Origin of the sequence: Labilibaculum sp., from assembly GCF_963664555.1 — a bacterium.
GTDB lineage: Bacteria > Bacteroidota > Bacteroidia > Bacteroidales > Marinifilaceae > Labilibaculum.
Window position 1 is genome coordinate 2,092,727 of sequence record NZ_OY761461.1, and the last position, 23,512, is coordinate 2,116,238.

A 23,512-nucleotide genomic window follows, 5' to 3' on the forward strand; every position below is an offset into this window, starting at 1 on the left:
CAAGTATTAATTTATTAATGTGTTGTTGAGTAGTGATTTAAACCGGATAGTTTCTGGGCTGTAATTTTAGTTCTTTCGTCAAAAAAAAAGAAAAGTGTTTATTAAACTTAAGATTATTTAACATCTTTATCTGGCAATTTAAACTAATCTAATCCCAATTAAATGAGAAGGTTTCTTTTCGTTATTCTATTTATTCTCCAATTTTTCTTTGTCTACTCGTCGAATTTAAAGCGTGATAGTCTAAAAAAGCTTATCAGCGCTCCCTTGGATTCGCTAAATTGTGATGTGCTGTATCAGTTGGGAGAGGATTATGTTACCGACTATCCGGATTCGGCAATTTATTATGCGGATCAAATTCTGAAGTTTGCAAATTTATCTTTTGATTCAGTTTTTAGAATGAAGGCGAACTACTTAAAAGGGAAAGCATCTTATAGGAGTAGTAATTATTCAAATTCTATCAAATATATTGAGGAAGCAATTGCCTGTTGTGTTAAAGATCATGAAAAAGAAAAAGCTGATTGTTTTAATGTTTTGGGTAATTCGTTAATAGAAATCGATAAATATAAACTTTCTCTGAGTGCCTATTTTACAAGTTTAAATATTCGAAATGGATTAAAAGACAGCTTGTTGATTTCTTCTTCCTTAAATAATATTGGGAATGTTTATTTTCAGATGCAGGAATATTCTCAAGCACTAGACTATTATAATCAATCTTTGGTTTTAAAGGAAAATGCCAACAATTTGCAGGGCATCGCAATCATGTACAATAATATTGGTAATGTATATCATAAACAGAATGATAATCTTAAGGCTTTGTCATCCTATCTGAAAGCGTTGGATATCATTGAATTTGAAAATACTATTGATTGGAAGCCAATTTTACTTGAAAATATTGGTCAGTTGTATCTGGATTGTGGTGATATAAATAAGTGCATGGTTTACTATCACAGAGCTTTGATTGAGTCTGAGCGAAAAGGGGATAAAATTTCCATAGCGAGTGTTAAGTCATCTTTGGCAATCGCGCATTTAAGGAATGGAGATTATAATACATCTCTGAGTTTGTTTGAAGAGTCTTTAGTGAAAGCAAAAGAAATAGGTGTTGCGAGAATAGAATTGGACTGTTACTATTACATGTCAGAATTATACGAGAAGAAAAATAATTTTGAGAAGAGTATCCAATATTTCAGAATGTACGATAAAATAAGAGCGAAGATTAGTAGAGAGAATAATAGTAAAGAAATTGCGGAAATTCAGGCGAGATTTCAATTGGAAAAAATCGATACCGAAAATGAGATTCTAAAACAACGGAATACTATTCAAAGATTGGAAATAGACAAGCAAAAGACTATAGATTTGTTCTTGTTTAGTTTGGGTGTTTTGATTTTATCTCTTTTTATATATTCAGTATACATTAGTCGATTCAGGAAGAAACACAATAAACTTTTAACGGAAAAAAATAAAATTATTTCTGATAGGAATAAAAGCCTGACAAGTTTGAATGCTACCAAGGATAAGTTTTTATCTATTGTCGCACACGATCTGAAAAATCCGTTTAATGCAGTGCTGGGGTTTACCGATTTGTTAATTGACCGATATGATGAGCTTGAGGATTCAATGAGGCAGGAGTATATTGAAATTGTTCATAAATCGGCTCTTCATGGCTCTTTATTGCTTGATACATTGCTAACATGGTCGAGATCGCAGATGGGGGTGATGGAGTATAATCCTATCATTATTAACGCAAGCCAGCTAATAGAAGAAGAAATGGAAGTCCTTGAGGAAAAAGCATATGCAAAAGGCATTTCACTTGAGTTGAATGAAATTGATGCTTCATTGGTTTATGCTGATTCGGATATGATTCGAACTGTTATTCGGAATTTAGGGAATAACTCAATTAAATTCACTAAGGAGAGAGGAAGAATTATTTTTTCGGTAAAAGTTGAAGAAGGTAAAGCAATTATAGGTATTGAAGACAATGGTGTTGGGATCAGGCCTGAGGATAAAATGAAATTATTTAATCTTGATTCGAATTATTCAAGGCCAGGAACTTCGAATGAAAAAGGAACGGGATTGGGCTTAATATTGTGTAAAGATTTTGTAGAAAAGAATGGTGGCGAAATAGGAGTGGAAAGTCAGGAAGGAGTAGGAAGCAAATTTTGGTTTACTCTTCCGTTGCATCTTAATGAAATAGAAAAAAAATCCTCTACTCTTGAAAGAGTAGAGGAGGAATGTATGGCTTGATAATTTATCGCATATCGTTCACTTCCACATCTGGATTTGATTTTGGATCAAAAACAAAATAAGAATCAGCAAATTTGAGATTAGGAGTTAGCTTTTTAAGTGTAATACTTACGTTATTTCCATCTTTCCCAATTGTTTTTAACGACTCAATTTGATTGTTAGCTTTATTGATTCTCAATTGTATTGAGGTGAATTCCCGTTCAGAATTTAAAGGAATGAGGTCTATTACATGATAGGTAGAAGAATTGACGGTTTCCTCTTTAATATATTTGCAGTTGTATCCTTTTTCATAAATGGAAAAAATTTGGGCTGGATTTAATCCTTCTTCTTCATTTTCTTCCGGTTCTGTAATGTTTACTTCACGAACATCGATGATGTGAGAAAACATGGTTGTTCCATCAAAATAGGTATCAACACCCATAAGTTTAAGACGATATTTATTACCTACAAGAGTTATATTTCCTTCCGATACCTCATGAATGTCTTCTTCTGCATTATCCATAGAAAAAGTAAATTCTGCACTTATACTTTTAAATTCCTTATTTTTTGTAGAAACTTTATCCAGAATGGTTTTGGCTTTAATATCCTGAGCCGACAGGTTTAAACAAATAGCCCCAAAAAGAAGGAAACAAAAGATTTTTTTCATTTTAGCTGATTTTTAAAATATTCAATTATTCTTAGTCAATAACTGTGCCACGCCTTTATAGTAACACATCACTTAATAGTTTTTCCAGCGAATATTCATCCTGAATTAACACTTGCCTGGCTTTACTTCCTTCAAAAGGACCAACGATTCCAGCAGCCTCTAATTGATCTACAATTCTGCCTGCTCTGTTGTAGCCGATAGAAAATCTTCTCTGAATTCCTGAAGTTGATCCTTGCTGAGATGAAACAACCAATCGGGCAGCGTCTTCAAAAAGAGCATCTCTTTTTTGCAAATCAATATCCATTGCTGAATTTTCTGAAGATTCACCCACATATTCCGGCAAAAACATTGCTGTAGGGTAGGATTGCTGCTTTTGTATAAATTCTGTAACAGCTTCCACTTCCGGAGTATCAACAAAAGCACATTGTACCCTTACCAATTCACTGGTTAATGAAATAAGCATATCCCCACGACCAATCAACTGATTTGCTCCAGGACTATCAAGTATCGTTCGTGAATCAATCATAGATGCTACTTTAAAGGCAATTCGTGCCGGGAAATTAGCTTTGATAACTCCTGTAATAATATTTGTTGAAGGTCGTTGTGTTGCAATAATCATATGTATTCCAATAGCTCTGGCTAATTGGGCGATACGAGCAATTGGAGTCTCAACTTCCTTTCCCGCTGTCATAATTAAATCAGCAAACTCATCAATAATTACTACAATATAGGGTAGGTAACGATGACCGTTTTCCGGATTTAAATTACGTTTTACAAACTTGGTATTGTATTCCTTTATATTTCTGGCATGTGCCTTTTTCAACAAATCATATCTGGAATCCATTTCAATACATAAGGAGTTTAATGTTGCAATAACCTTATGGATATCAGTAATTATGGGTTCTTCTTCTCCCGGAAGTTTTGCCAGAAAATGTTTCTCGATAGTTGAGTAAATGCTTAGTTCAACCTTCTTAGGATCGATAAGGACAAATTTAAGCTGGGAAGGATGCATCTTATATAAAAGCGATGTAATAATTGCATTCAAACCAACCGATTTTCCTTGCCCTGTTGCTCCGGCCACCAATAAGTGAGGCATTTTGGTTAAATCAAGAGTATAGGTTTCATTCGATATTGTTTTTCCAAGTGCAACAGGAAGTGCATGTGTTGATTCCTGGAATTTTTTAGATGAAATAATGTTCTTCATTGACACGATTTCAGGTGTACGGTTCGGAACTTCAATACCAATAGTTCCCTTACCCGGAATCGGAGCTATAATCCTAATTCCTAAGGCGGATAGACTAAGTGCAATATCGTCTTCCAGATTCTTTATTTTGGAAATGCGTACTCCAGGAGCGGGCACAATTTCATATAGCGTAATAGTAGGACCAATTGTAGCTTTTATCTGAGTAATTTCAATTTTGTAATGACGCAGTGTCTCTACAATTTTATCTTTATTTGATTCAAGTTCTTCTTTACTTACACTCGAATTACTGGCATGATGCGCTTCTAATAATTCGATTGGAGGGTATTTGTAGTTTGAAAGATCAAGCGTAGGATCGAAATCCTCCATAGGTCTGCGCTGAATGCTTACGATTTCTTCTTGTTTGGATACTGTCTCAATCTTTAGCTCCAAATCGTCATCTGCTGTTTTAGGATTGTTTACTTCCTGTTCCAAAATAATTTCTTCCTCAGGAAAAATCTCAGAATTAATAATTAATTCATCTTCACCTTCTTCATCCTCTTGTTCATCATTTAGAGTGTGTATTACAGAAGTTAATGATTCTGTTTCATCTTCATCAGATTTGGAGAAGTCTTGGCTTTCTTTACGGTCTGTTTTAGATTTTGGACTAAATATTTTTTTGAAAAAGGAAATTGAGTTTTGAAAGGCAAAGGTAATAAAGGTTAAAAAGCTAAGAACAATTAGAAACAGAGTGCCAACATTACCTATCAAGGATACAAGCCATTCACTTATAAAGTAGCCATGAATTCCTCCCAAGAATAAAAATGAATGCGATGTTGATTGAACAAATGTAAACGACATGAAAACCGAAAACCAAATGCAGAATAGTAAGGTGTATATAATTGTTTTTCGTAATGATTGTATTTTTACTCCCCAAATTCGAAGCGAAAGGACTACGAGTAAATAAAGGAATGAGAATGATGCGATTCCAAATCCTTTGTTTATAACCAAATTGGAAATGTAAGCCCCGGTTTTCCCCGTCCAGTTTTCAACACGTACTTTTGAGTCTGTGATTAATTCGAGCCATTTAATATCTAATTTACTTTGATCAGCTCCTCCTGTAAAAAAGAAGGAGACGAATGCCAATCCAATATAAATAGTGAACAGTGAAAGAGCAATGCCAAAAAGGAATTTGGTTCTTTCGTCACTAAGAAACTTTGGGGCTGAGAAGCGCAATTTAGCTTTTGTATTGTTTGTTTTTTTCTTTTTAGCCATTAACTATTTTTTCATTTTTTCACAACATCCGCATTGTGTACGAATTTATGTAAAAGTAATAAAAATGGCATTTAAAACCACATGAATATCGGCTTCTGAAAAGATAAGTTTAAAACGAGATGTTAATTAATTGAAATCGACAATGTATTTTTTTAATGTCTTTAAATCAGAAAGGACATATTCTTCAGGAATATTGAAATCGTCTTCACTAACAGCAATTAGATTTACTGATTGTGCTGTAAATTTTGCTTTTACTTGATTCATAGTAGTTTCAAATTCCATAAGTACTCCCGGGATTTGGTACAATGGAGTGTTACGGTTGGGATCTTTTAGGCCAATTTCCGAAGTGTAGTAAAGATTGATTTGAGTTTTTGATTGATCGGCCATGAAAACCGTTGCTTTTTTACATTCATAACCAGCTATTAGCTTTGCGGAATCATTGTATTCTATTTTTGCCGGAGGTAGTTGATTGTATACAAATGCAACTTCATCTTTAGGAAATTCATAGTTAAGCTTATTGCTCAATACCTTTAGTAAAATATTACTGTTTGGGTTGTTGTATTTAGAAAGAAATTTTGTGCTGAAAAAGCCAAGATAGCCTTCAGATATTAGACATATATTATTATCCTTAAAGCGCAATTCTACTTTATTTGGTAAAAGAGCAATTATTGGGTTGTCTTTTTCCGAGGAAAAATAACTAACATTATAGGTAATTATCCCTTCACTAATTTTATTCTCAGTTTCTGATTTTGTTTTGCATCCCCAAGTCATTAATAAAATTAGAATTACTGATAATCCTTGCTTCATAGGATAATGTTTTGGTTAGTTTATATTTATTGAAACAGATATGTGTTGCCACAACAATTAAAAGCTATCCATGAATACAATAAATAGTTTTCTAAAAGTATGAAAACATTAGAGAATCCAATATTAAATTTTGGCATCTTACACGAAATTGCAGGATATTTTTACGAAAATCACATTTCGGGCCTATTAAATTCCACTTTTGGGTAATACGCAAATAATTGATTGGGGTTGTACTAAAAAATAAGTAAGACTGTTGCAATCCTTACTATTACACAAAACAGATTTGGGCAGGAAATTTGTGATAAAATGAAGGGGGGAGGATTTAAATTATCATAACTACAATAATAGATTGACTTTTGCAAACGAGTGTATTTTTTAAGATTGTTCGTTTTGAATTTCATGTATTTACAGAATTTATTACTAAACAGTAAATTTACAAGTGGTGTAATGTGTTGAAAAACAGGGGTTGAAAAATATTATAAATGAAAAGGTATTTCATTGTTTTATTGTAATTTTTTCTAGATTTGCACTGTGAAAAGAAAAACATAAATGGAAAAGTAATGAAAAATAAATTAGCAGTTATAGCATTAGGTGGAAATGCCTTGTTGAGGGGGAATCAAAAAGGGACTGTTGAGGAGCAGACTCAGAATACAATTGATACTCTTGAAAATCTTATTTTTCTTGTAAAGGAAGGGTATGATGTTATTATTGCTCATGGTAATGGCCCTCAGGTAGGTAATATCTTAATGAGAAACGATGCCGGTGAGCAGCTTTACAATATTCCCCAGATGCCTTTAGATATTGATGTGGCTGATTCTCAGGGCGGAATTGGTTATATGATTGAGAGAAATTTGCGTAATGTATTAAAGCAAAATGGTATCGAGAAAGATGTGGTGACCTTGGTGACTCAGGTTGTTGTTGATAGGAATGATCCGGCATTTGCAAATCCTTTAAAGCGTGTTGGTAAAATTTATACCAAAGCGCAGGCTGATGAATTAAGTGCTGAGAAAGGATGGATTTTTAAGGAAGAGGTGAAAACAGATGGAGGATGGAGACGTGTTGTGCCTTCGCCAAAACCAATTCGGGTATTGAATGAAAAGGTAATTGAAAACTTAGCTCGTCAGGGAAATATCGTAATTACTGTTGGTGGTGGTGGTATTCCGGTTTCTGAAGATGAAAATGGCAACCTTTGTCCGGTTGAGGCTGTAATTGATAAAGATCTTGCTTCGGCATTGATTGGAGCCCGAATTAAAGCTGATGAATTTTATATTCTTACTGATGTTTCTTTTGTTTATCATGATTTTAGGGGGCCAAATGAGAAAAAGCTTGAGTTCTTGAATCATGCCGATACAATGAAATATATGGAAGATGGTACTTTCGCAGAAGGATCTATGGCTCCAAAGATCCGTGCATGTTTAAGTTTTATTGAAAATGGAGGAGGTAAATCAGTGATAACTGAAGCAACTAAATTGGTAGATAAGTCTTACGGAACCAAAATAACAATGGAGTACGATATAAACGACGTAGAGCATAATTTTTAATTAACTATTATTAATATCAGATTATAATTACTTTTGTGATTGTAATTTTTAAAAAATACATACCATGGCTTTTAATTTAAGAAACAGAAACTTTTTGAAGTTGTTGGATTTTACTCCAAAGGAAATGCAATATTTATTGGATCTTGCAAGAGATCTAAAGAGAGCAAAATATGCAGGTACAGAAGTGCAGACTATGAAGGGAAAGAATATTGCGTTGATATTTGAAAAATCTTCAACCCGTACTCGTTGTGCATTTGAAACAGCCGCTTACGATCAAGGTGCACACGTTACTTATTTAGGTCCTTCTGGTTCTCAGATTGGTGTTAAAGAGTCAATGGCTGATACAGCCCGCGTTTTGGGACGTATGTATGATGGTATTGAGTACCGCGGATACGGACAGGCTGTTGTAGAGGAGTTAGGTAAATTTGCGGGGGTTCCTGTTTGGAATGGCTTGACAGATGAATTTCATCCAACTCAAATACTAGCTGATTTTTTAACTATGATGGAGCATTCAGACAAGCCGCTTAGTCAAATTTCATTTGCATATTTAGGCGATGCTCGTAATAATATGGCTAATTCTTTAATGGTTGGTGCAGCTAAAATGGGTATGGATGTAAGAATCGTTGGTCCGGCTAATCTTCAACCAGAAGAAGAATTGGTGGCTCAATGCATGGAGATTGCTAAAGAAACTGGTGCAGTTATTTCAATTACTGATGATGCACAAGCGGGAGTTAAAGGATGTGATTTCCTTTATACTGATGTTTGGGTATCGATGGGTGAGCCCGATAAGGTATGGGAAGAAAGAATTGGTATTCTAAAGCCATATCAGATTAATGCTGATTTGATGACAGCTACTGGAAACGATAAGTGTAAATTTATGCATTGTTTACCAGCATATCACAACAGACAAACAAAAGTTGGTGAAGAGGTTTTCCAAAAGTTTGGTATGGATGGTGTTGAGGTTACAGAAGAGGTTTTTGAATCTCCTGCATCTATTGTATTTGATGAAGCTGAGAATCGTTTGCACACAATTAAAGCAGTAATGGTTGCCACTTTAGGAGCATAATTGAGCTTTTTAGATAAAAAGAAAAGGGTAGTTGTTTGACTACCCTTTTTATTTGTTGTTATGTTTTCTTATGTGTATTGTTTTTGTTTAAAATAAAGGCATTCTGTATTTGTTAATTTTTAATATATGTAAAGTTTTTGTTTTTAAGAATTGGATTCCCCGAAATGCCACGTTTTTTTAGCTCATTTTTAAAACTGCAGCCTCCACAACTGCCTCCACAACTCGATTTCTGTTTTATGAATAAACGCACAAACTGATATATAGTATATCCCGATGCGAAAATCACAATTGCATAAGTTGATATTAATTGAAAGCTCATAATTTTAAAGTATTAAATTGCCGGTTTGGTAAATAATAAAGGAAACCAACCAAGCTAATCCTGTGGTGTAAAACACAACAAAAGCTGCCCATTTCCAATTGGCTTCTTTAACGATAGTTACGATTACAGCTATACATGGAAAATAGATCAGAATAAATATAAGGAATGATAGAGCCGATAAACTGGAAAAAACATTCTCGCCTGTTCGATAACTGCCAACAAATTTTTGTTCCTTCAATTTTGTTCTTAATCCTTCACTGGTTTCGCTTGCACCTTCTCCTTCCTGATACAGAACCCCCATTGTGCTTACCACCACTTCTTTAGCTGCGATGCCGGTTAAAATGCTTACGGTCATTTTCCAATCGAATCCTAAAGGGTGTAATGCCGGAGCAACAAATTGGCCGATTTGACCGATGTAAGATTTTTGTTGCTTCTCCTCCAATTTAAGGTTCTGAATTTTTTGAATTTCTATTTCTTTTTCTGATCGTAGCTTTTTTGTGTCATTTTCACTGTATTTTTGAATGTTGTTAATCTGAGTGTCAAAATTTCGAGATGTTTCCACAATCATTTTATCGTAATCTTTCGAGAAATTGACTTCTCTGGGAAAATACCCTAAAGCCCAAATCAGAATAGAAGCTAAAAGAATCACGCCTCCCATTTTTTGTAGGTATTGAGCTCCTTTATGCCACATGTGAATTATGGTCGATTTAAGAGTTGGCAGACGATAAGGAGGTAATTCCATAACAAAGGGAGCCTCTTTGGATTTGAAAAAGCTCGCTTTAAATACTTTAGCAAAGAAAATCGCAAGAGTTATACCAAAAGTATAAATTCCGAATAGAACCAAAGTTGCATGTTCAGGGAAAAATGTTCCGATTATTAAAATATAAATAGGAAGCCTTGCACTGCATGACATGAACGGGGTAATCAGCATGGTTAGTATCCTGTCATTTCTGTTTTCAAGGGTTCTGGTTGCCATTAACGCTGGTACATTACATCCAAATCCCATTATTAATGGAATAAATGATTTTCCATGTAAGCCAATTTTATGCATTAATTTATCCATAATAAAGGCCGCTCTAGCCATATATCCGGTGTCTTCCATAAAGGATATAAAGAAGAATAAAATCAGAATATTTGGTAGAAATACAATAACACCACCAACACCACCAATTATTCCGTCTATAAATAAATCCTTTAACGGACCTTCGGGCATAAATTGTTCAATTAATCCTGCAAAGGCATTTACGCCCATATCAATCCATTGCATGGGGTATTCACCCAAATTGAAGGTGGCGTAAAATGTCAAAAACATGAATACGAAAAAAATGGGAAAACTAAAAAGTTTATGAGTGATAAACGTATCTATTATTGTGGTTTTCCGTCTTCGTTTAATTGGACTCTCTTTGTACGTTTCCTTTAGTGCACCATCAATAAATCCATACTTTGAATCGGTAATTACGGTTTCACAAACTTCGCAAAATTCTTTTTCAATTTTTTGAATTTCGTTTTTTGCGATGTTCTTGATATTGAAATGCTGGTCACTATCTTGCACCAGGTGACGAGCACTTTTATCACCTTCCAAAAGTTTAATAGCCAGGAATCTAGGAGAGGCTTTTGTGCAGATTTTAGGATCCTTTTTTATTTCATGTTGTATTTTAGCGATTGATCTTTCAACCGATTTACCATAGTTTACATGAATGTGACGTACAATTGGATCTTTGTCTTCGTACACATTAATTACCTTGTTGAAAAGCTCTTTTATGCCAGTTCCTTTTGGGCTAACGGTTGGAATAATTGGAATGCCAAGCATTTTCGCAAGAGATTTGAAATTAAGAACAGCACCTTTTTTTTCCAGTTCATCATACATGTTTAAGGCAATAATCACCTTTATATCCATGTCAATTAACTGCGTAGTTAGGTATAAGTTTCTTTCCAGATTTGATGCGTCAACAACGTTAATTACCACATCTGGTTTTTCATTCATAATGTATTTGCGAACAAATAATTCTTCGGGAGAGTAGGCCGTTAATGAATAGGTTCCCGGAAGATCAGTAATGTTAAAATGGTAGCCATTTTGTTTTACTTTGGCTTGTTTGGCGTCTACGGTTACTCCGCTGTAATTACCAACGTGCTCTTTTGATCCGGAGGCATAATTGAACAGAGTGGTTTTACCCGAGTTTGGATTTCCAACCAAAGCAATGTGGATTTTTTTTCCTTTTTCTTTTGCGGAAGTTTTTAGAATGTCATCACTAATAGTTCCTTCAAATCCATTTGCCTTAATGTTTTTAGCCTCTTCTTTTGTGATCACTTCAATTAAAGATGCTTCACTTCTTCTAAGGGAAACTTCATAACCCATTATTTGATATTCCACAGGATCTTTTAAAGGAGCATTTTTGATAACGGTAACCTTCTTGCCCTTTACAAAGCCCATTTCGGTAATTCTCTTTCGAAAGGCACCGTGACCCTGAACTTTTATTATAATTCCTTCTTGACTATCAGATAATTCGGAAAGCTTCATTCTTATTTATTAATGGATGATGCCATTTGGCATCTGATCATTGCAACTTGATTGTAATTTAATTCTTGTGCTTAATTAATAGCATGTCAAACGTATAGGAAAAATAGGTGACTTGCAATCCCTAATAGTAGGTATTTTAAACTTTTTAATTCACTGTCTTTAATTGGGATGTGTAATAATTAATCATATCGGCAAAATTAAATATAAATTTAAGCAAAAGTAAATGTTTTGGAGAAACAGAGATTTTTTGACTTGCTTTTGTATCACTGGGAATTGAATAAGAGCAAAAAAAAGCTGTCAGAAAGGACAGCTTTTACAAATAACATATATGCAACTATTATTCCGTTAAATCTTCAAATTCTATATTGGTAAAGGATTCTGACTCAAATCCTTCAAGAACTGTTGCTGGTTCATGGTATTGTGAATGGGAATAAGTTTCTTCGTCAGTTTCATTTTCCACATTTGACGATCTGATAAAATCAATTGCCTCTAAAAGTCCATCTGCAAATTTATCGAAATCTTCTTTGTATAAAAATATTTTATGCTTTTCGAAGGTGAAATTTCCTTCTTTGTCATAACGTTTTTTACTTTCGGTGATTGTTAAGTAATAGTCGTTTTTCTTTGTTGCTTTAACATCAAAAAAATAAGTTCTTTTCCCCGCTCTTACCGCATTAGAATAAATTTCGTCTCGATTATGTTTTTCAAATCCTTCCTTTTTATCGTAACCTTCCATCTGAAAATAATTTGTTATTTATTTTGATTTTATACACTCAAAAATAAAAAAATATACTTACTATTTATTATGAATATGTATTTTATTGAGGAAAATGTGGTTATTTAAAATGAGTATGCAAACCTTTTCAGGGGATGTGTGCTTTTTTACATATTTTTAATATGTAAAGTTATTTTGTTGGGAGGTTTAATTATTTTATCTTATTTGTTGGTTTTTTCTTGTTAACAAGTAAAAAAAGCCTATTTTTGCAGCCGAATTAATGTAATTGACAAGTTCTTTAAACGTATGATTAGTAGAAGATTGCTTCGTGTTAAGGTATTACAAATTTTGTATGCCTATTATAAAAATCAAGATCGCACAATAGCTAAGGCCGAAAAGGAATTATTCTTTAGTGTCGGAAAAGCTTACGATTTGTATCATTATTTACTTCTACTTATTGTGGATGTTGCTTTTATTTCTGAAAAGAAAATTGAAAATTCAAGAGGCAAAATTATTCCATCTCATGAGGATTTAAATCCCAACACAAAATTTATTAATAATGCCGTAATCAGGCAGTTGGCAGATAATATTCAGTTGAATAGTTATTCTAATTCGCACACCGTAAATTGGAGCGATCAAGAGGATTACGTTCGAATTTTACATGACAAATTGATTAATTCAGATTTGTACCGTGAGTATATGTCTTTCCCAGAGAGCACTTATGCTTCTGATAAGAAATTTGTGGAGAAGTTTTTTACTCATATTATTGCTGCAGATGAGGATTTTTACAGCGTAATGGAAGAGAAAAGCATCTATTGGAATGATGAAATTGAGTTTATTATCAGTATGGTTGTGAGAACAATAAAAGGATTTTCTGAAACTGATGATACTTATACTTCTTTAATGTCTTTGTATAAGGATCGCGATGATGAGGATTTTATGAAAACATTGTTCCGTAAGGCGATTATCAATCATACTGAACATCTGGAATTGATAAAGGCAAATACCAAAAATTGGGATTTGGAGCGTATAGCATATATGGATATTTTGATCATGGAGCTGGCCCTTACTGAAATAAAGGAGTTCACAAGTGTTCCTGTTAAAGTGAGTTTTAACGAATATCTTGAGATTGCCAAGTTTTACAGTACTGCAAACAGCAGTAATTTCATTAATGGAATTCTGGATAAAATGGTTCAGGAGCTGAAATCAAATGGAACTGTTAAAAAAGCGGGCAGGGGTTTAATAGAGGGGTAATCATCCCAAAGAATATAATTTGAAATGCGCTCGCCTTTTGGCAATGCGCATTTTTTATTTATTAAGGGAAGCAAATATACTTCCATTAAAATTCACTACATTCGGGAACCAAAACGTTTGAACAATTAATGAATAAAAAAACTCATTCTCAAACCATCAAATTTCTTTATAATATACTGTTTGTGGTGATGCTGTTTCCATTTTTAATACAATGCACTTCAAATAAAACAGGTAAATTTGATGGTAAATTGATTGAAGGAAAAGCTTCTGAGAAAATTATTCCGCCGAATGGTTTTCCTAAGTTTGAGTTTACTAAAGAAATACATAAATTTGGAGTGATTTCAGAAGGCGAAATCGTTGTTTGTGATTTCTTTTTCAAGAATATTGGGTCGAAAGATTTAGTAATTAAGAATGTTGAAACAAGTTGTGGCTGTACTGCAGTGAGATGGGAGAAAAAGCCGGTGAAAGTCGGTGAAGAGTCACATATAACTGTGGAGTTCAATTCAGAGGGAAGATACGGAAAACAATACAAGGTGATTACTGTTTTTTGTAATACTTTATCTGGAACAAAAGAGTTAATTATCACAGCACAAGTGGAATAGAATAATTAGTATTTGTATAATTAATATGGCCTTTGGCCTTAAAATTCAGGATTGAAATGGATAATTTATTGAACATCTTATTGATGACACAACCTCAAGAGGGACAAAACCCTATCATGCAATTTGTACCTCTAGTTCTAATTGTAGTGGTATTCTATTTTTTCATGATCCGTCCGCAAATGAAAAAGCAGAAGGAATTGAAAAAGTTTCGTGATGATTTGAAAAAAGGAGATAAGGTTGTAACAACAGGTGGTATTTATGGTAAAGTTCTTGAAATTCAGGAAACTGTAATTATTATGGAAGTTGAAGGACAAAACCGGTTGAAAATTGACAAAGCTGCAGTAGTTAAAGATATGAGTGACGTTGCTCAAAAATAATAGTTTAGACTGTGCTCTATGAGCACAGTCTTTTTCTAAATTTTCCAGACATTGGGTATTCCAGATCTTAAAAGGATAAAGGAGCTTTTTAATACAGAAAAAATTGCTTCGAACAAAAAACTGCTCGTGTATGTTTTTTTTGTTGGGATTGCTACAATATTTTGGTTTTTAAATGCTCTGAATAAGGAATATACTACCGAGGTAAATTACCCGGTACGATACATTAACTTGCCCCAAAATAAGGTTCTTACCAATAAACTGCCCGGGCAATTTTCTTTAAAAGTGAATGCGAAGGGCTTCGATTTGATTCGTTATGAACTAAGTTCAGCTTTTCTTTCCAATCCATTCGATGTTGGCTTTTATACCGACAATCGACTAAAAAACAGTACTCTTCAAAGTTTGTCTCTTGCAACTTCGCAAATTATGAATCGATTTGAGAAAGATCTTTCTTCAAGTATTAAATTGATAAGTATTTCGCCTGATACAATTCGATTTGAGTTTTCTCCGATTGTAGAAAAGAAGGTTCCAATTAAAAGTAATGTGTCGAGTAGCTTTGAACAGCAATATATGTTGGATGGAGAAATTTCTCTGGAATATGACAGTATGGTTGTGAAAGGGCCTAATTCAATTTTGGATAGTATTTATTTTGTAGAGACAGAGAAGCTCATTTTAACTAATCTGAATAAAACAGTTAAAAAGAACGTTAGTTTAAAACAGATTGAAGGTCTTGAGTTTGATCAAAGGAAAATTGAAATCACGGTTCCTGTCGAACAATTTACGGAAGAGAAAGTTACTGTTCCTATCAAAGTGAATAATCTTCCTGATTCTTTATTGCTTAGGTTGTTTCCTGGAGATGTTACTGTGTCTTATTTTGTTGGATTTAAAAAGCATGATAAGGTTTCTGTTGATTTATTTGATGTGAGAGTGGATTATAATCATACTTCAGATGAGGGAAGCAACAAGTTAAAGATACAGTTATTGCGCAGTCCAGGCTTTGTAACAAATGTTCGTTTTTATCCACAGGAAGTTACTTATTTGAAAGAGAAGAAATCATTCCAATAAAACAGTTGATCTTAAAAAAAAGAATTATAAAAATGTTTCAATAATGTTAAAGATTGGCTTAACAGGAGGAATCGGATCTGGAAAATCAATTGTTGGAAGGGCATTTGAAATGATGGGAGTGCCTGTTTACATTGCTGATGTAGAGGCAAAAAAATTAATGATCTCAGATGCAGGGCTTCGAAGTTCATTGGTTTCACGTTTTGGGGATCAGATTTACGATTCCAATTTTAATTTGAACCGAAAATTACTTGCGGAAATTATATTTAATGATTCTGAAGCATTAAAAGATATTAATTCGATTGTTCATCCTGCTGTAAGAAACGATTTTATAAGATGGTGTGAACAATATTCTAAAAAGCCCTATGTAATACAAGAATCGGCTATCATTTTTGATAGTGGTTTATACAAGAGTTTTGATAAGATAATTACAGTTGCAGCAGAAGAGGAAATCAGGATTCAAAGAGTCATCCAACGAGATTTGATCAGTAGAGAGCTGATTATGGAGAGAATGAGAAGTCAGCTCCCGGAATCGATAAGAATTGAAAAAGCTGATTTTGTAATTTACAACAATACAGAGTTAATTCTTCCTCAGATTGATCGGATAGACAAACAAATAAGGTCTTTAGTCACGAAATAAATTTTGTTAAACTTTGTTAATAGAATCGCTTTTTTAGAAGTGCGATTTCTAATTAAGTGATCTTTTGTTTTCTTTGTTTGAAGAAAACTAGGATTGTAAAATAATTTTGTACCAAAAAATGGGAAAATACGGAAGATGGATTGCTGGCGGATTGGGTTGGGCCTTTTTAGGACCGATTGGTGGAGTATTGGGATTTATGTTGGGATCGGCAATCGATACAGTTGAAATTGAGAAAGGTCATGTGAGAGGAGCTACAAGGCAAGGTGATTTTTTAATGAGCTTACTTATTTTGGTTGCTGCTGTAATGAAAGCAGATGGAAAAGTATTAAAGGTAGAATTAGATTACGTAAAAGGATATTTAGTAAAAAGTTTTGGTGCTGGCAGAGCTGGTGAAGCAATTACCGTGCTCCGTGACATTCTAAAACAAAGTATACCGATAGAAGAGGTTTGTCAGCAAATTCATCACAATCTTGATTATTCCTCCAGATTGCAGCTAATGCATTTCCTGTTCGGAATTGCTCGGGCTGATGGAACTGTTTCTGAATCAGAATTAAATATTATTGATAAAATATCTTACTATTTGGGTATTCAGCCGGGTGATTATAACTCAATTAAGTCTATGTTTTTTCAATCCACTGAATCAAGTTATAAGATACTCGATTTAACACGGGATGCTTCTGATGCCGAGGTTAAGAAGGCTTATCGAAAAATGGCAACTAAATACCATCCTGATAAAGTGAGTTACTTGGGTGAGGATGTGCAGGAGGCTGCAAAAGAGAAGTTTCAGAAGTTGAGTGAAGCATTTGAAAAGATCAAAAAAGAAAGAGGCTTTGCGTAATCTGGATTAATTCTAAGGTGTTTTTTTGCAAAATTATTTTTTTTACTACAATTGAATTATAAATTTGTGCTTCCAAATATAAAAACGAAAATATGTTGAAAGGAATATTGGCCATTGCAGGACATTCAGGTCTTTTTAAAATGGTATCTAACTCAAAGAATGCTCTGATTGTTGAGTCTTTGATTGATAAAAAGCGTATGGCAGCTTATGCGTCTTCTAAAATTAGTGCTTTAGAAGATATTGCTATTTTTACAGATGAAGGAGATGTTCAATTAGCTGTTGTTTTTAAAAGTATTAAGGATAAAGAAAATGGTGGGCAGGCTATAAGTCACAAAGCTTCAGGAAATGAATTGAAAGCTTACATGGCTGAGGTGTTGCCGAATTACGATGAAGATCGTGTATATGTTTCTGACATGAAAAAAGTTTTTCAGTGGTACAATATTCTACAAGAAAATAATTTATTGGATATTGAAGAAACAGTAGAGGAAATTAAAGAGGAAGAGTAAAATCTTCTATGTTATTTAAGAAACTGTCCATTTAATGGGCAGTTTTTTTTTGCTCGTATTTAATGCTCAGCAAAGGTTTTTTAACGAACTTGTAAGTTGACATCGAAAATGGAGGTTTATATGACAGCAGAAATTGATAAAAGTTGTGTTTTTTTAAGGAAGTGGAAATTTGGAGATGAAGAGGATCTTGTAAAATATGCAAATGATTTGGATGTATCCCGTTTTTTAAAGGACAGTTTTCCATATCCTTATACCCTTAGGGATGCTCAACGTTGGATTCATTTTGTAAATCATGGAGCTAAAGGATATTTTATGGCAATTGAAGTGAATAAAGAAGTGGTTGGTTGTGTTGGTGTGGAGCAACAGGAAGATGTCTTTTGTAAATCGGCAGAGCTGGGGTATTGGATTGGACAAAAATATTGGAACAAAGGGATCATGACACAGGTGGTAAAAGAAACCGTAAATTATGCATTTTTGAACATGGATATTGTGAGATTATATGCAAATGTTTTTGAAGGGAATATAGGATCAGTAAAAGTTTTAGAAAAAGCTGGTTTTGTGCAGGAAGCTGTTTTAAAGAGTGCTGTTTATAAGAAAGGCAATTATTTGGATCAATTGATTTTTGCCATAGTTCGAAGATAAAAAAAGAAAGAGGCCTAAGCCTCTTTTTTATTTCCCATCAAAAATGATGTTGTAACTTTCCCAGAATCTTTTATCGTAAGGCATATTCTCATAATAGGCTCTTTTCTCTATTATTTCTGGTTTATCGGTATTAATTTGGGTTATCAGCATCTCAGTGTTGATATCTATTGTTGTAGTTTTTTTAGATTTTTTGTCTTCCACTTTGTGATGACGTTTGTAATTCACATAGCTTAAGTAATATCTATCCAAATGTTTCTTGTAGGTAACACTAAAATCATATTCTATACGCAGAGGTTTCCAATTTTGTCGTTCTTCATTAACGTAAAAGTTTCTCCCCTGTGGCGAGTAATTGCTGGCAACAACATGAGTTTCATTTTTAATTACAGCGAAGTCCTTTATTTTAATGTAAATTTTACCCGAATATTCTTTGGCATAGTAATCACCAGTATTGCTAAGTATTGGCCGTTTGCTCTTGTAAGCGATCACCCAGATTGAGTCATTTTCGTATTCCGTAATTTGTTCGAGATTTAAATCGTAAAAATCTAAATGATTGCCGTTTAGTATATTTCCTCGGCCACGTACAATGTCCATTTCCAATAATTCGTCTAAATAGGTCGACCCGTCGGCAAGCGATGAAGTCTCAAAATTCTTTCGTACTTGTAAAAACTTATAGCCACGCTCTTTAAATACCTGATAGGCATCTGCACGTTGATACCCTTTGTCGTCGTAAATACGAATTGCCGCTTCACGAAGACGATTTAATTGGCTGTTTTCAAATTTTTCGGAGCGATAATAAACATCGTAATTGAAAGGTGTTTGCAGATAATTTTCCGGAATTCTTTCAATCGCAGTTTTGATTCTTTTTTTCAGAACTAATGACTGTGCAGTTACCTCAACTTCGGCAATGCTATAATTTTTAGGTGTTAATTTTATCAGCAATGTATCTTCTTGTATACAATTCCTCACGCTATTTGAAAATGTGGAATAACCAACGGCAGAAGCCTGTAAGGTTTTGTCGGCTAAACTGCCGGGTATTTTAAGTTCGAAAACGCCATTCATGTTAGATGCGGCACCTATATATGAACCGAGAACTCCAATGTTAGCAAAAGGAATTGGTTCATTGTTCATGTCATTAGTTAATTTGCCTACAATCCGGATTAACTTTTCTTCATTGTTATCTTTCTGTGCTATTGTGGAAAAAGACAGGGTAAAGAGAGTCATGAGAAGTATAATGTATTTTTGCATAAGTAAAATGGGTTTGCTGATTTTAGATAAATAAAAATTTAAGTCACAAGAAAGCTATCAATTCTCTTGCCACAAAAGGAATTGTTGATAATATTTTCACTTATTTATTCAAATAAGAATTGATAATTATTACAAAGATATGTTTATGATAGATTTAGAAAAGAAAAAGAGCTGGTTTTCATGATAAAAAATGTTAATTTTTATGATATGAGTTTAATTTTTGTCGAATTAGAAATATCTTCGTTTACATTTATACTAATATTATGACCTGACCAATTTGGTTTTGGTACACTAAATCAATTAACAAATAGTGATCCTATGAAAAAACAATTTTTTGTCCTGTCGATGCTTCCATTTTTTCTTTTATCCTGCGTTGTCTCTAAGAAAAAATATGAAGAATTAGAATATGCAAAACGTCGAAGTGATGCCAAAGTTGTTGCTCTTGATAATGAAAATTCAAAAAAAGGCAAGTGTATTACTGAACTAAACTCAAAGTTAGATCAAACCTTGGCTGAGTACAATGAAATGAAGAATAGTATGTCGGAGAGTAATGCCATGAAAAATACGGAAATTGATGATTTAAGTACCGAATTAATGGGACTTGCTTCTGACACTACAGAGCTTAAGGTTCGTTTGATGGAAACATTGGATAAATACAATTCTGCTCTGAATCTGAATGAAGAAAATAATGTGAAGATTTCTGGTTTGTTAAAGCAAATTGATGAGTTAAAATTAGAATCAGGTAAGTTGAATCAAGATTTGAAAAAGGCAGGAATAGATGCTGATTGGGAAAAGAAGAAGCTTTCAAATGAAATACAAAAGAACAGTGATTTGATTGTAATAAAAAATAAGGAAATTGAAACCTTAAAGGCAGAAATTGTTGAGAAGGATGGAAAGCTGAGCTGGTTAAGAAAGCTTAAAAGTGAGAATGAAGCCGAAATTGAAAAATTGACCAATCAAGTTAAATTGTATAAGAAAGAATACGAGAAAGCAATTGCTAAATAAGCTTTTTTAAAATAAACTACTTATGAAGGAGATGTGGGACAAACGTTATGCCGAATCTAAATATATTTATGGCGAAAAGGCAAACTTATTTTTCGCAGCACAATTGTCTCTTCTTAGTTCCGGCAGGTTATTATTGCCAGGTGAAGGAGAGGGGCGGAATGCTGCTTATGCTTCTCGTATAGGATGGAAGGTTGATGCTTTTGATTACAGTAAGGAAGCTGTGGATAACGCCATAAGATTTTTTGAAGAGCAAAAGGTCGATGTGAATATCTATACCGAAAGTATTTTAGATCATCCTTCAATTGAGCAAAAATATGATGTTGCAGCTCTTCTTTATTTGCATTTGCCCTCGCGGGAAAGAACTGGGGCTCATCGTTTTGTTGCTGATTCAGTGAAACCGGGTGGGATGGTTCTAATGGAGGTTTTTTCGAAAAATCAGTTGGGACGAAAATCAGGCGGACCGCAAAATGAAGATCTACTCTATGATTTATCAGAAATTAAAAGGGATTTTGAAGAATTTGATATCCTCCTTTTGGAGGAGGTTGAAATCGATCTTTCAGAAGGCAATTTGCACAATGGGAAGGCAATGGTGGTACGATTTCTTGGAAATAAAAAGAATATCTAGATATCTTGATTAATTAACTGTGAATATTTAGCTTTGCACTCATGGAAGTTTTATTGATAGCACTTTTGGGGATTGCAGGAATTGCATTTTTAACCACCTATTTAGGACAGCGTTGGAAATCGAAAAATGATGGGGATGAGAATCGTGAAATTTCTGTAGAGCCAATAGAAGAGTGTTGTGGCGCTCATGAGATTTGCGAAACCGATTTGATCAACAGGATGTCTGAGGAAATTATCTATTACGAGGACGAAGAATTAGACGCATATAAGAGCTTTGAAGAGAATGATTTTAACGACGACCAAATTGATGAGTTTCGTGAGGTTCTTTATAGCTTAAAAGAGAACGAAATGGAAGGTTGGCTAAGAAGTTTAGAGCTCAGAAAAATACAACTTCCTTCAATAATAAAATCAGAAGTGGTTTTTATGCTTGTAAGAAATTGAAAGTAATGCTGAAAATTTTGAGTTATCTGCTTTTTTAAGATTTTGGTTTTCACTACAAACCAAGTTATTCCTTTCCAGTTTGCCTGCTATTATTTTCTCCTGTAGATAATACTAAAAAAGATGGCTTAGTTCATTATTAAATTCGTACCTTTGCGGCTCATAAATTTTATAGAATGAATTCATTTGAAAATCTTGGCCTTTCTGAGGCTATCCTAGGAGCTATCAAAGAGTTAGGCTTCGTAAATCCAACACCTATCCAAGAAAAGGCAATTCCTGTACTATTGGAAGGAAGATCGGATTTCGTTGGTTTGGCTCAAACTGGAACTGGGAAAACGGCGGCTTATGGTTTACCTTTGCTCGAACTAATCGAACAAGACGTAAAACTACCACAAGCTTTGATTCTATCCCCTACAAGGGAATTGGGAATCCAAATTGCAGACGATTTAAGATTATTTTCTAAAAATATTTTGAATCTTAATGTTGTAAACGTTTATGGCGGTGCCAGCATTGATGATCAAATCCGGAAATTAAGAAGAGGAGCACATGTTATTGTTGCTACTCCTGGCCGTCTACTTGATATGATTAGACGTAAAGCAGTAGATCTATCTAAAATTGAATACTTAATTCTTGATGAAGCAGATGAAATGCTTAACATGGGATTTAAAGAGGATATTGACGTAATTCTATCTTCTACTTCAGAAGACAAGTTAACATGGTTGTTTTCAGCAACTATGCCTGCAGAAGTTCGACGAATTGCTAAAAACTACATGACAGACCCTGTTGAAGTTACAGTAGGGAAAGCGAACACTTCGAATGTAAATATTGAGCATCAGTATTATTTATTGAATAATCGTGATCGATATAACGTTTTGAAAAGAGTAGTTGATTATTACCCGGATATATTCGGAATTATTTTTTGTCGTACCCGAAAGGAAACACAGGAAGTGGCCGAATTATTAATGAAAGACGGATATTCAGCTGACGCTTTGCATGGTGATCTTTCGCAGGTTCAACGCGATAAAGTGATGAGAAGCTTTAAAAATAAAACTCTTCAGCTTTTAGTGGCAACTGATGTTGCTGCCCGAGGTATTGATGTTGATGATCTTACTCATGTAATTCATTACAACTTACCTGATGAGTTGGAATTTTACACGCATAGAAGTGGACGTACGGCCAGAGCAGGTAGATCAGGAATTTCAATTGCCTTAATTACTCCTCGCGATGAGAGAAAAGTAAGAGATCTTTCCAAAAAATTAAATGTCGAATTTGCTCAGGTGAAGGTTCCTGTTGGTGAAGAGGTTTGCGAAAGACAATTGCTTCACTTTATGAATCGTATTAAAGAGGTAGATATTGAAGAGAATAATATCGAAACATATTTTGAAGCTATTAACGGTGAATTAAGCGAATTAAGCAGAGAAGATATCATTAAGAAATTTGTATCTCTGGAGTTTAACCGTTTTATGGATTATTATAAAAATACTCCTGATTTGAATATGAAATCATCTACTCAAAAAAGAGCTCAAAGAGCAAGTGAGAGTAGTGATAGCAATGAAGATCGCATGTTTATTAATATTGGTATAAAAGATGGAATTGATGTTCCTCGTTTATTAACTTTAATTCACAAACAATGTGGTGTTAGAGGGAAAAATATTGGTAGAGTAGATTTAAAAGGTGTGTTCTCTTTCTTTGATGTGGAAAAAGAGTTTACTAATGATATTGTAAAAGGTTTTGCCGGAGCTGTTGTGGGGGGTAGAAGTATCCGTATTGAAGTATCAGGAGACCGACCAATGAGTGGTGGTAGTGATAGTCATAGAAAAGGCAGACCAAGAGGAGAGAGATCTGACAGATCTGGTTCTGATAGAAGTCGTGGAGGATCCGATCGCGGTGGAAACAAAAAAGAATCTTTTAGAGATAGAAAAAGGAAAACAAATGATAGTCCGAGATATTCGGAAAGAAAAAAAAGGGAAGCGTAAG

The 23,512-nt window shown here is 34.0% G+C and carries 22 protein-coding genes; 15 read left to right on the forward strand and 7 right to left on the reverse strand.

The window, feature by feature from the left end:
* Window positions 1-162: 162 nt before the first annotated feature.
* Entirely contained in the window at window positions 163-2,241 is a 2,079-nt protein-coding gene (locus tag ACKU4N_RS08240; RefSeq protein ID WP_321322343.1) for a tetratricopeptide repeat-containing sensor histidine kinase, read from the forward strand.
* 4 nt (window positions 2,242-2,245) lie between these two features.
* Here the strand turns inward: ACKU4N_RS08240 and ACKU4N_RS08245 are convergent, their stop codons facing one another.
* From ACKU4N_RS08245 to ACKU4N_RS08255, 3 genes are all read right to left on the reverse strand, one after another.
* Window positions 2,246-2,887 carry an outer membrane lipoprotein periplasmic chaperone LolA1 gene (locus ACKU4N_RS08245; RefSeq protein WP_321322345.1) on the reverse strand — a complete coding sequence of 214 codons (642 nt, stop codon included), beginning with the start codon at window positions 2,885-2,887 and terminating at the stop codon, window positions 2,246-2,248.
* A gap of 55 nt (window positions 2,888-2,942) precedes the next feature.
* On the reverse strand, window positions 2,943-5,342 hold the full coding sequence (locus tag ACKU4N_RS08250) for an FtsK/SpoIIIE family DNA translocase (protein ID WP_321322347.1): 2,400 nt from the start codon (window positions 5,340-5,342) through the stop codon (window positions 2,943-2,945).
* Between the two features lie 126 nt (window positions 5,343-5,468).
* Complete coding sequence (locus ACKU4N_RS08255) at window positions 5,469-6,149, reverse strand: hypothetical protein (RefSeq protein WP_321322349.1); 681 nt, start codon at window positions 6,147-6,149, stop codon at window positions 5,469-5,471.
* A 560-nt stretch (window positions 6,150-6,709) separates the two neighbouring features.
* On the opposite strand from ACKU4N_RS08255, the gene arcC reads away from it, so the two are divergent.
* Window positions 6,710-7,690, forward strand: a complete 981-nt coding sequence (gene arcC / locus ACKU4N_RS08260; protein WP_321322352.1) for a carbamate kinase — start codon at window positions 6,710-6,712, stop codon at window positions 7,688-7,690.
* Between the two features lie 64 nt (window positions 7,691-7,754).
* A complete protein-coding gene (locus ACKU4N_RS08265) occupies window positions 7,755-8,756 on the forward strand; it encodes an ornithine carbamoyltransferase (RefSeq protein WP_321322353.1) in 1,002 nt (333 codons plus the stop codon).
* Between the two features lie 112 nt (window positions 8,757-8,868).
* Here the strand turns inward: ACKU4N_RS08265 and ACKU4N_RS08270 are convergent, their stop codons facing one another.
* From ACKU4N_RS08270 to ACKU4N_RS08280, 3 genes are all read right to left on the reverse strand, one after another.
* Complete coding sequence (locus ACKU4N_RS08270) at window positions 8,869-9,075, reverse strand: FeoB-associated Cys-rich membrane protein (protein ID WP_407937237.1); 207 nt, start codon at window positions 9,073-9,075, stop codon at window positions 8,869-8,871.
* A gap of 4 nt (window positions 9,076-9,079) precedes the next feature.
* Entirely contained in the window at window positions 9,080-11,593 is a 2,514-nt protein-coding gene (feoB, locus tag ACKU4N_RS08275; protein ID WP_321322355.1) for a ferrous iron transport protein B, read from the reverse strand.
* A 337-nt stretch (window positions 11,594-11,930) separates the two neighbouring features.
* Complete coding sequence (locus ACKU4N_RS08280) at window positions 11,931-12,326, reverse strand: DUF3276 family protein (protein WP_321322356.1); 396 nt, start codon at window positions 12,324-12,326, stop codon at window positions 11,931-11,933.
* 285 nt (window positions 12,327-12,611) lie between these two features.
* Between ACKU4N_RS08280 and nusB the strand changes: the two genes are divergently transcribed.
* The 8 genes from nusB (at window position 12,612) to ACKU4N_RS08320 (ending at window position 18,223) form a co-directional block, all read left to right on the forward strand.
* Complete coding sequence (gene nusB / locus ACKU4N_RS08285) at window positions 12,612-13,559, forward strand: transcription antitermination factor NusB (RefSeq protein ID WP_321322358.1); 948 nt, start codon at window positions 12,612-12,614, stop codon at window positions 13,557-13,559.
* Window positions 13,560-13,687: 128 nt separating this feature from the next.
* Window positions 13,688-14,161 (forward strand): DUF1573 domain-containing protein, encoded by a 474-nt coding sequence (locus ACKU4N_RS08290; protein WP_321322360.1) that lies wholly within the window; start codon window positions 13,688-13,690, stop codon window positions 14,159-14,161.
* Window positions 14,162-14,217: 56 nt separating this feature from the next.
* Window positions 14,218-14,538: a preprotein translocase subunit YajC gene (gene yajC, locus ACKU4N_RS08295; RefSeq protein WP_321322362.1), complete on the forward strand. Its 321-nt coding sequence runs from the start codon at window positions 14,218-14,220 to the stop codon at window positions 14,536-14,538.
* Window positions 14,539-14,664: 126 nt separating this feature from the next.
* Window positions 14,665-15,600 carry a YbbR-like domain-containing protein gene (locus tag ACKU4N_RS08300; protein WP_321322364.1) on the forward strand — a complete coding sequence of 312 codons (936 nt, stop codon included), beginning with the start codon at window positions 14,665-14,667 and terminating at the stop codon, window positions 15,598-15,600.
* A gap of 43 nt (window positions 15,601-15,643) precedes the next feature.
* Window positions 15,644-16,237, forward strand: a complete 594-nt coding sequence (gene coaE, locus ACKU4N_RS08305) for a dephospho-CoA kinase (RefSeq protein WP_321322366.1) — start codon at window positions 15,644-15,646, stop codon at window positions 16,235-16,237.
* 118 nt (window positions 16,238-16,355) lie between these two features.
* Complete coding sequence (locus ACKU4N_RS08310; RefSeq protein WP_321322368.1) at window positions 16,356-17,075, forward strand: TerB family tellurite resistance protein; 720 nt, start codon at window positions 16,356-16,358, stop codon at window positions 17,073-17,075.
* A 92-nt stretch (window positions 17,076-17,167) separates the two neighbouring features.
* Window positions 17,168-17,581 (forward strand): DUF5606 family protein, encoded by a 414-nt coding sequence (locus tag ACKU4N_RS08315; protein ID WP_321322370.1) that lies wholly within the window; start codon window positions 17,168-17,170, stop codon window positions 17,579-17,581.
* A gap of 120 nt (window positions 17,582-17,701) precedes the next feature.
* Window positions 17,702-18,223: a GNAT family N-acetyltransferase gene (locus tag ACKU4N_RS08320; RefSeq protein WP_321322372.1), complete on the forward strand. Its 522-nt coding sequence runs from the start codon at window positions 17,702-17,704 to the stop codon at window positions 18,221-18,223.
* Window positions 18,224-18,250: 27 nt separating this feature from the next.
* Here the strand turns inward: ACKU4N_RS08320 and ACKU4N_RS08325 are convergent, their stop codons facing one another.
* Entirely contained in the window at window positions 18,251-19,468 is a 1,218-nt protein-coding gene (locus tag ACKU4N_RS08325; protein WP_321322374.1) for a carboxypeptidase-like regulatory domain-containing protein, read from the reverse strand.
* A gap of 318 nt (window positions 19,469-19,786) precedes the next feature.
* Between ACKU4N_RS08325 and ACKU4N_RS08330 the strand changes: the two genes are divergently transcribed.
* The 4 genes from ACKU4N_RS08330 (at window position 19,787) to ACKU4N_RS08345 (ending at window position 23,511) form a co-directional block, all read left to right on the forward strand.
* The gene (locus ACKU4N_RS08330; RefSeq protein ID WP_321322376.1) at window positions 19,787-20,473 is read left to right on the forward strand and encodes a GumC domain-containing protein; all 687 of its coding nucleotides are present in this window, start codon (window positions 19,787-19,789) and stop codon (window positions 20,471-20,473) included.
* Between the two features lie 22 nt (window positions 20,474-20,495).
* Window positions 20,496-21,098 (forward strand): class I SAM-dependent methyltransferase, encoded by a 603-nt coding sequence (locus ACKU4N_RS08335; RefSeq protein WP_321322378.1) that lies wholly within the window; start codon window positions 20,496-20,498, stop codon window positions 21,096-21,098.
* Between the two features lie 41 nt (window positions 21,099-21,139).
* Window positions 21,140-21,538: a hypothetical protein gene (locus ACKU4N_RS08340; RefSeq protein ID WP_321322380.1), complete on the forward strand. Its 399-nt coding sequence runs from the start codon at window positions 21,140-21,142 to the stop codon at window positions 21,536-21,538.
* 173 nt (window positions 21,539-21,711) lie between these two features.
* A complete protein-coding gene (locus ACKU4N_RS08345) occupies window positions 21,712-23,511 on the forward strand; it encodes a DEAD/DEAH box helicase (RefSeq protein WP_321322382.1) in 1,800 nt (599 codons plus the stop codon).
* The last annotated feature ends 1 nt before the right edge of the window (window position 23,512 follow it).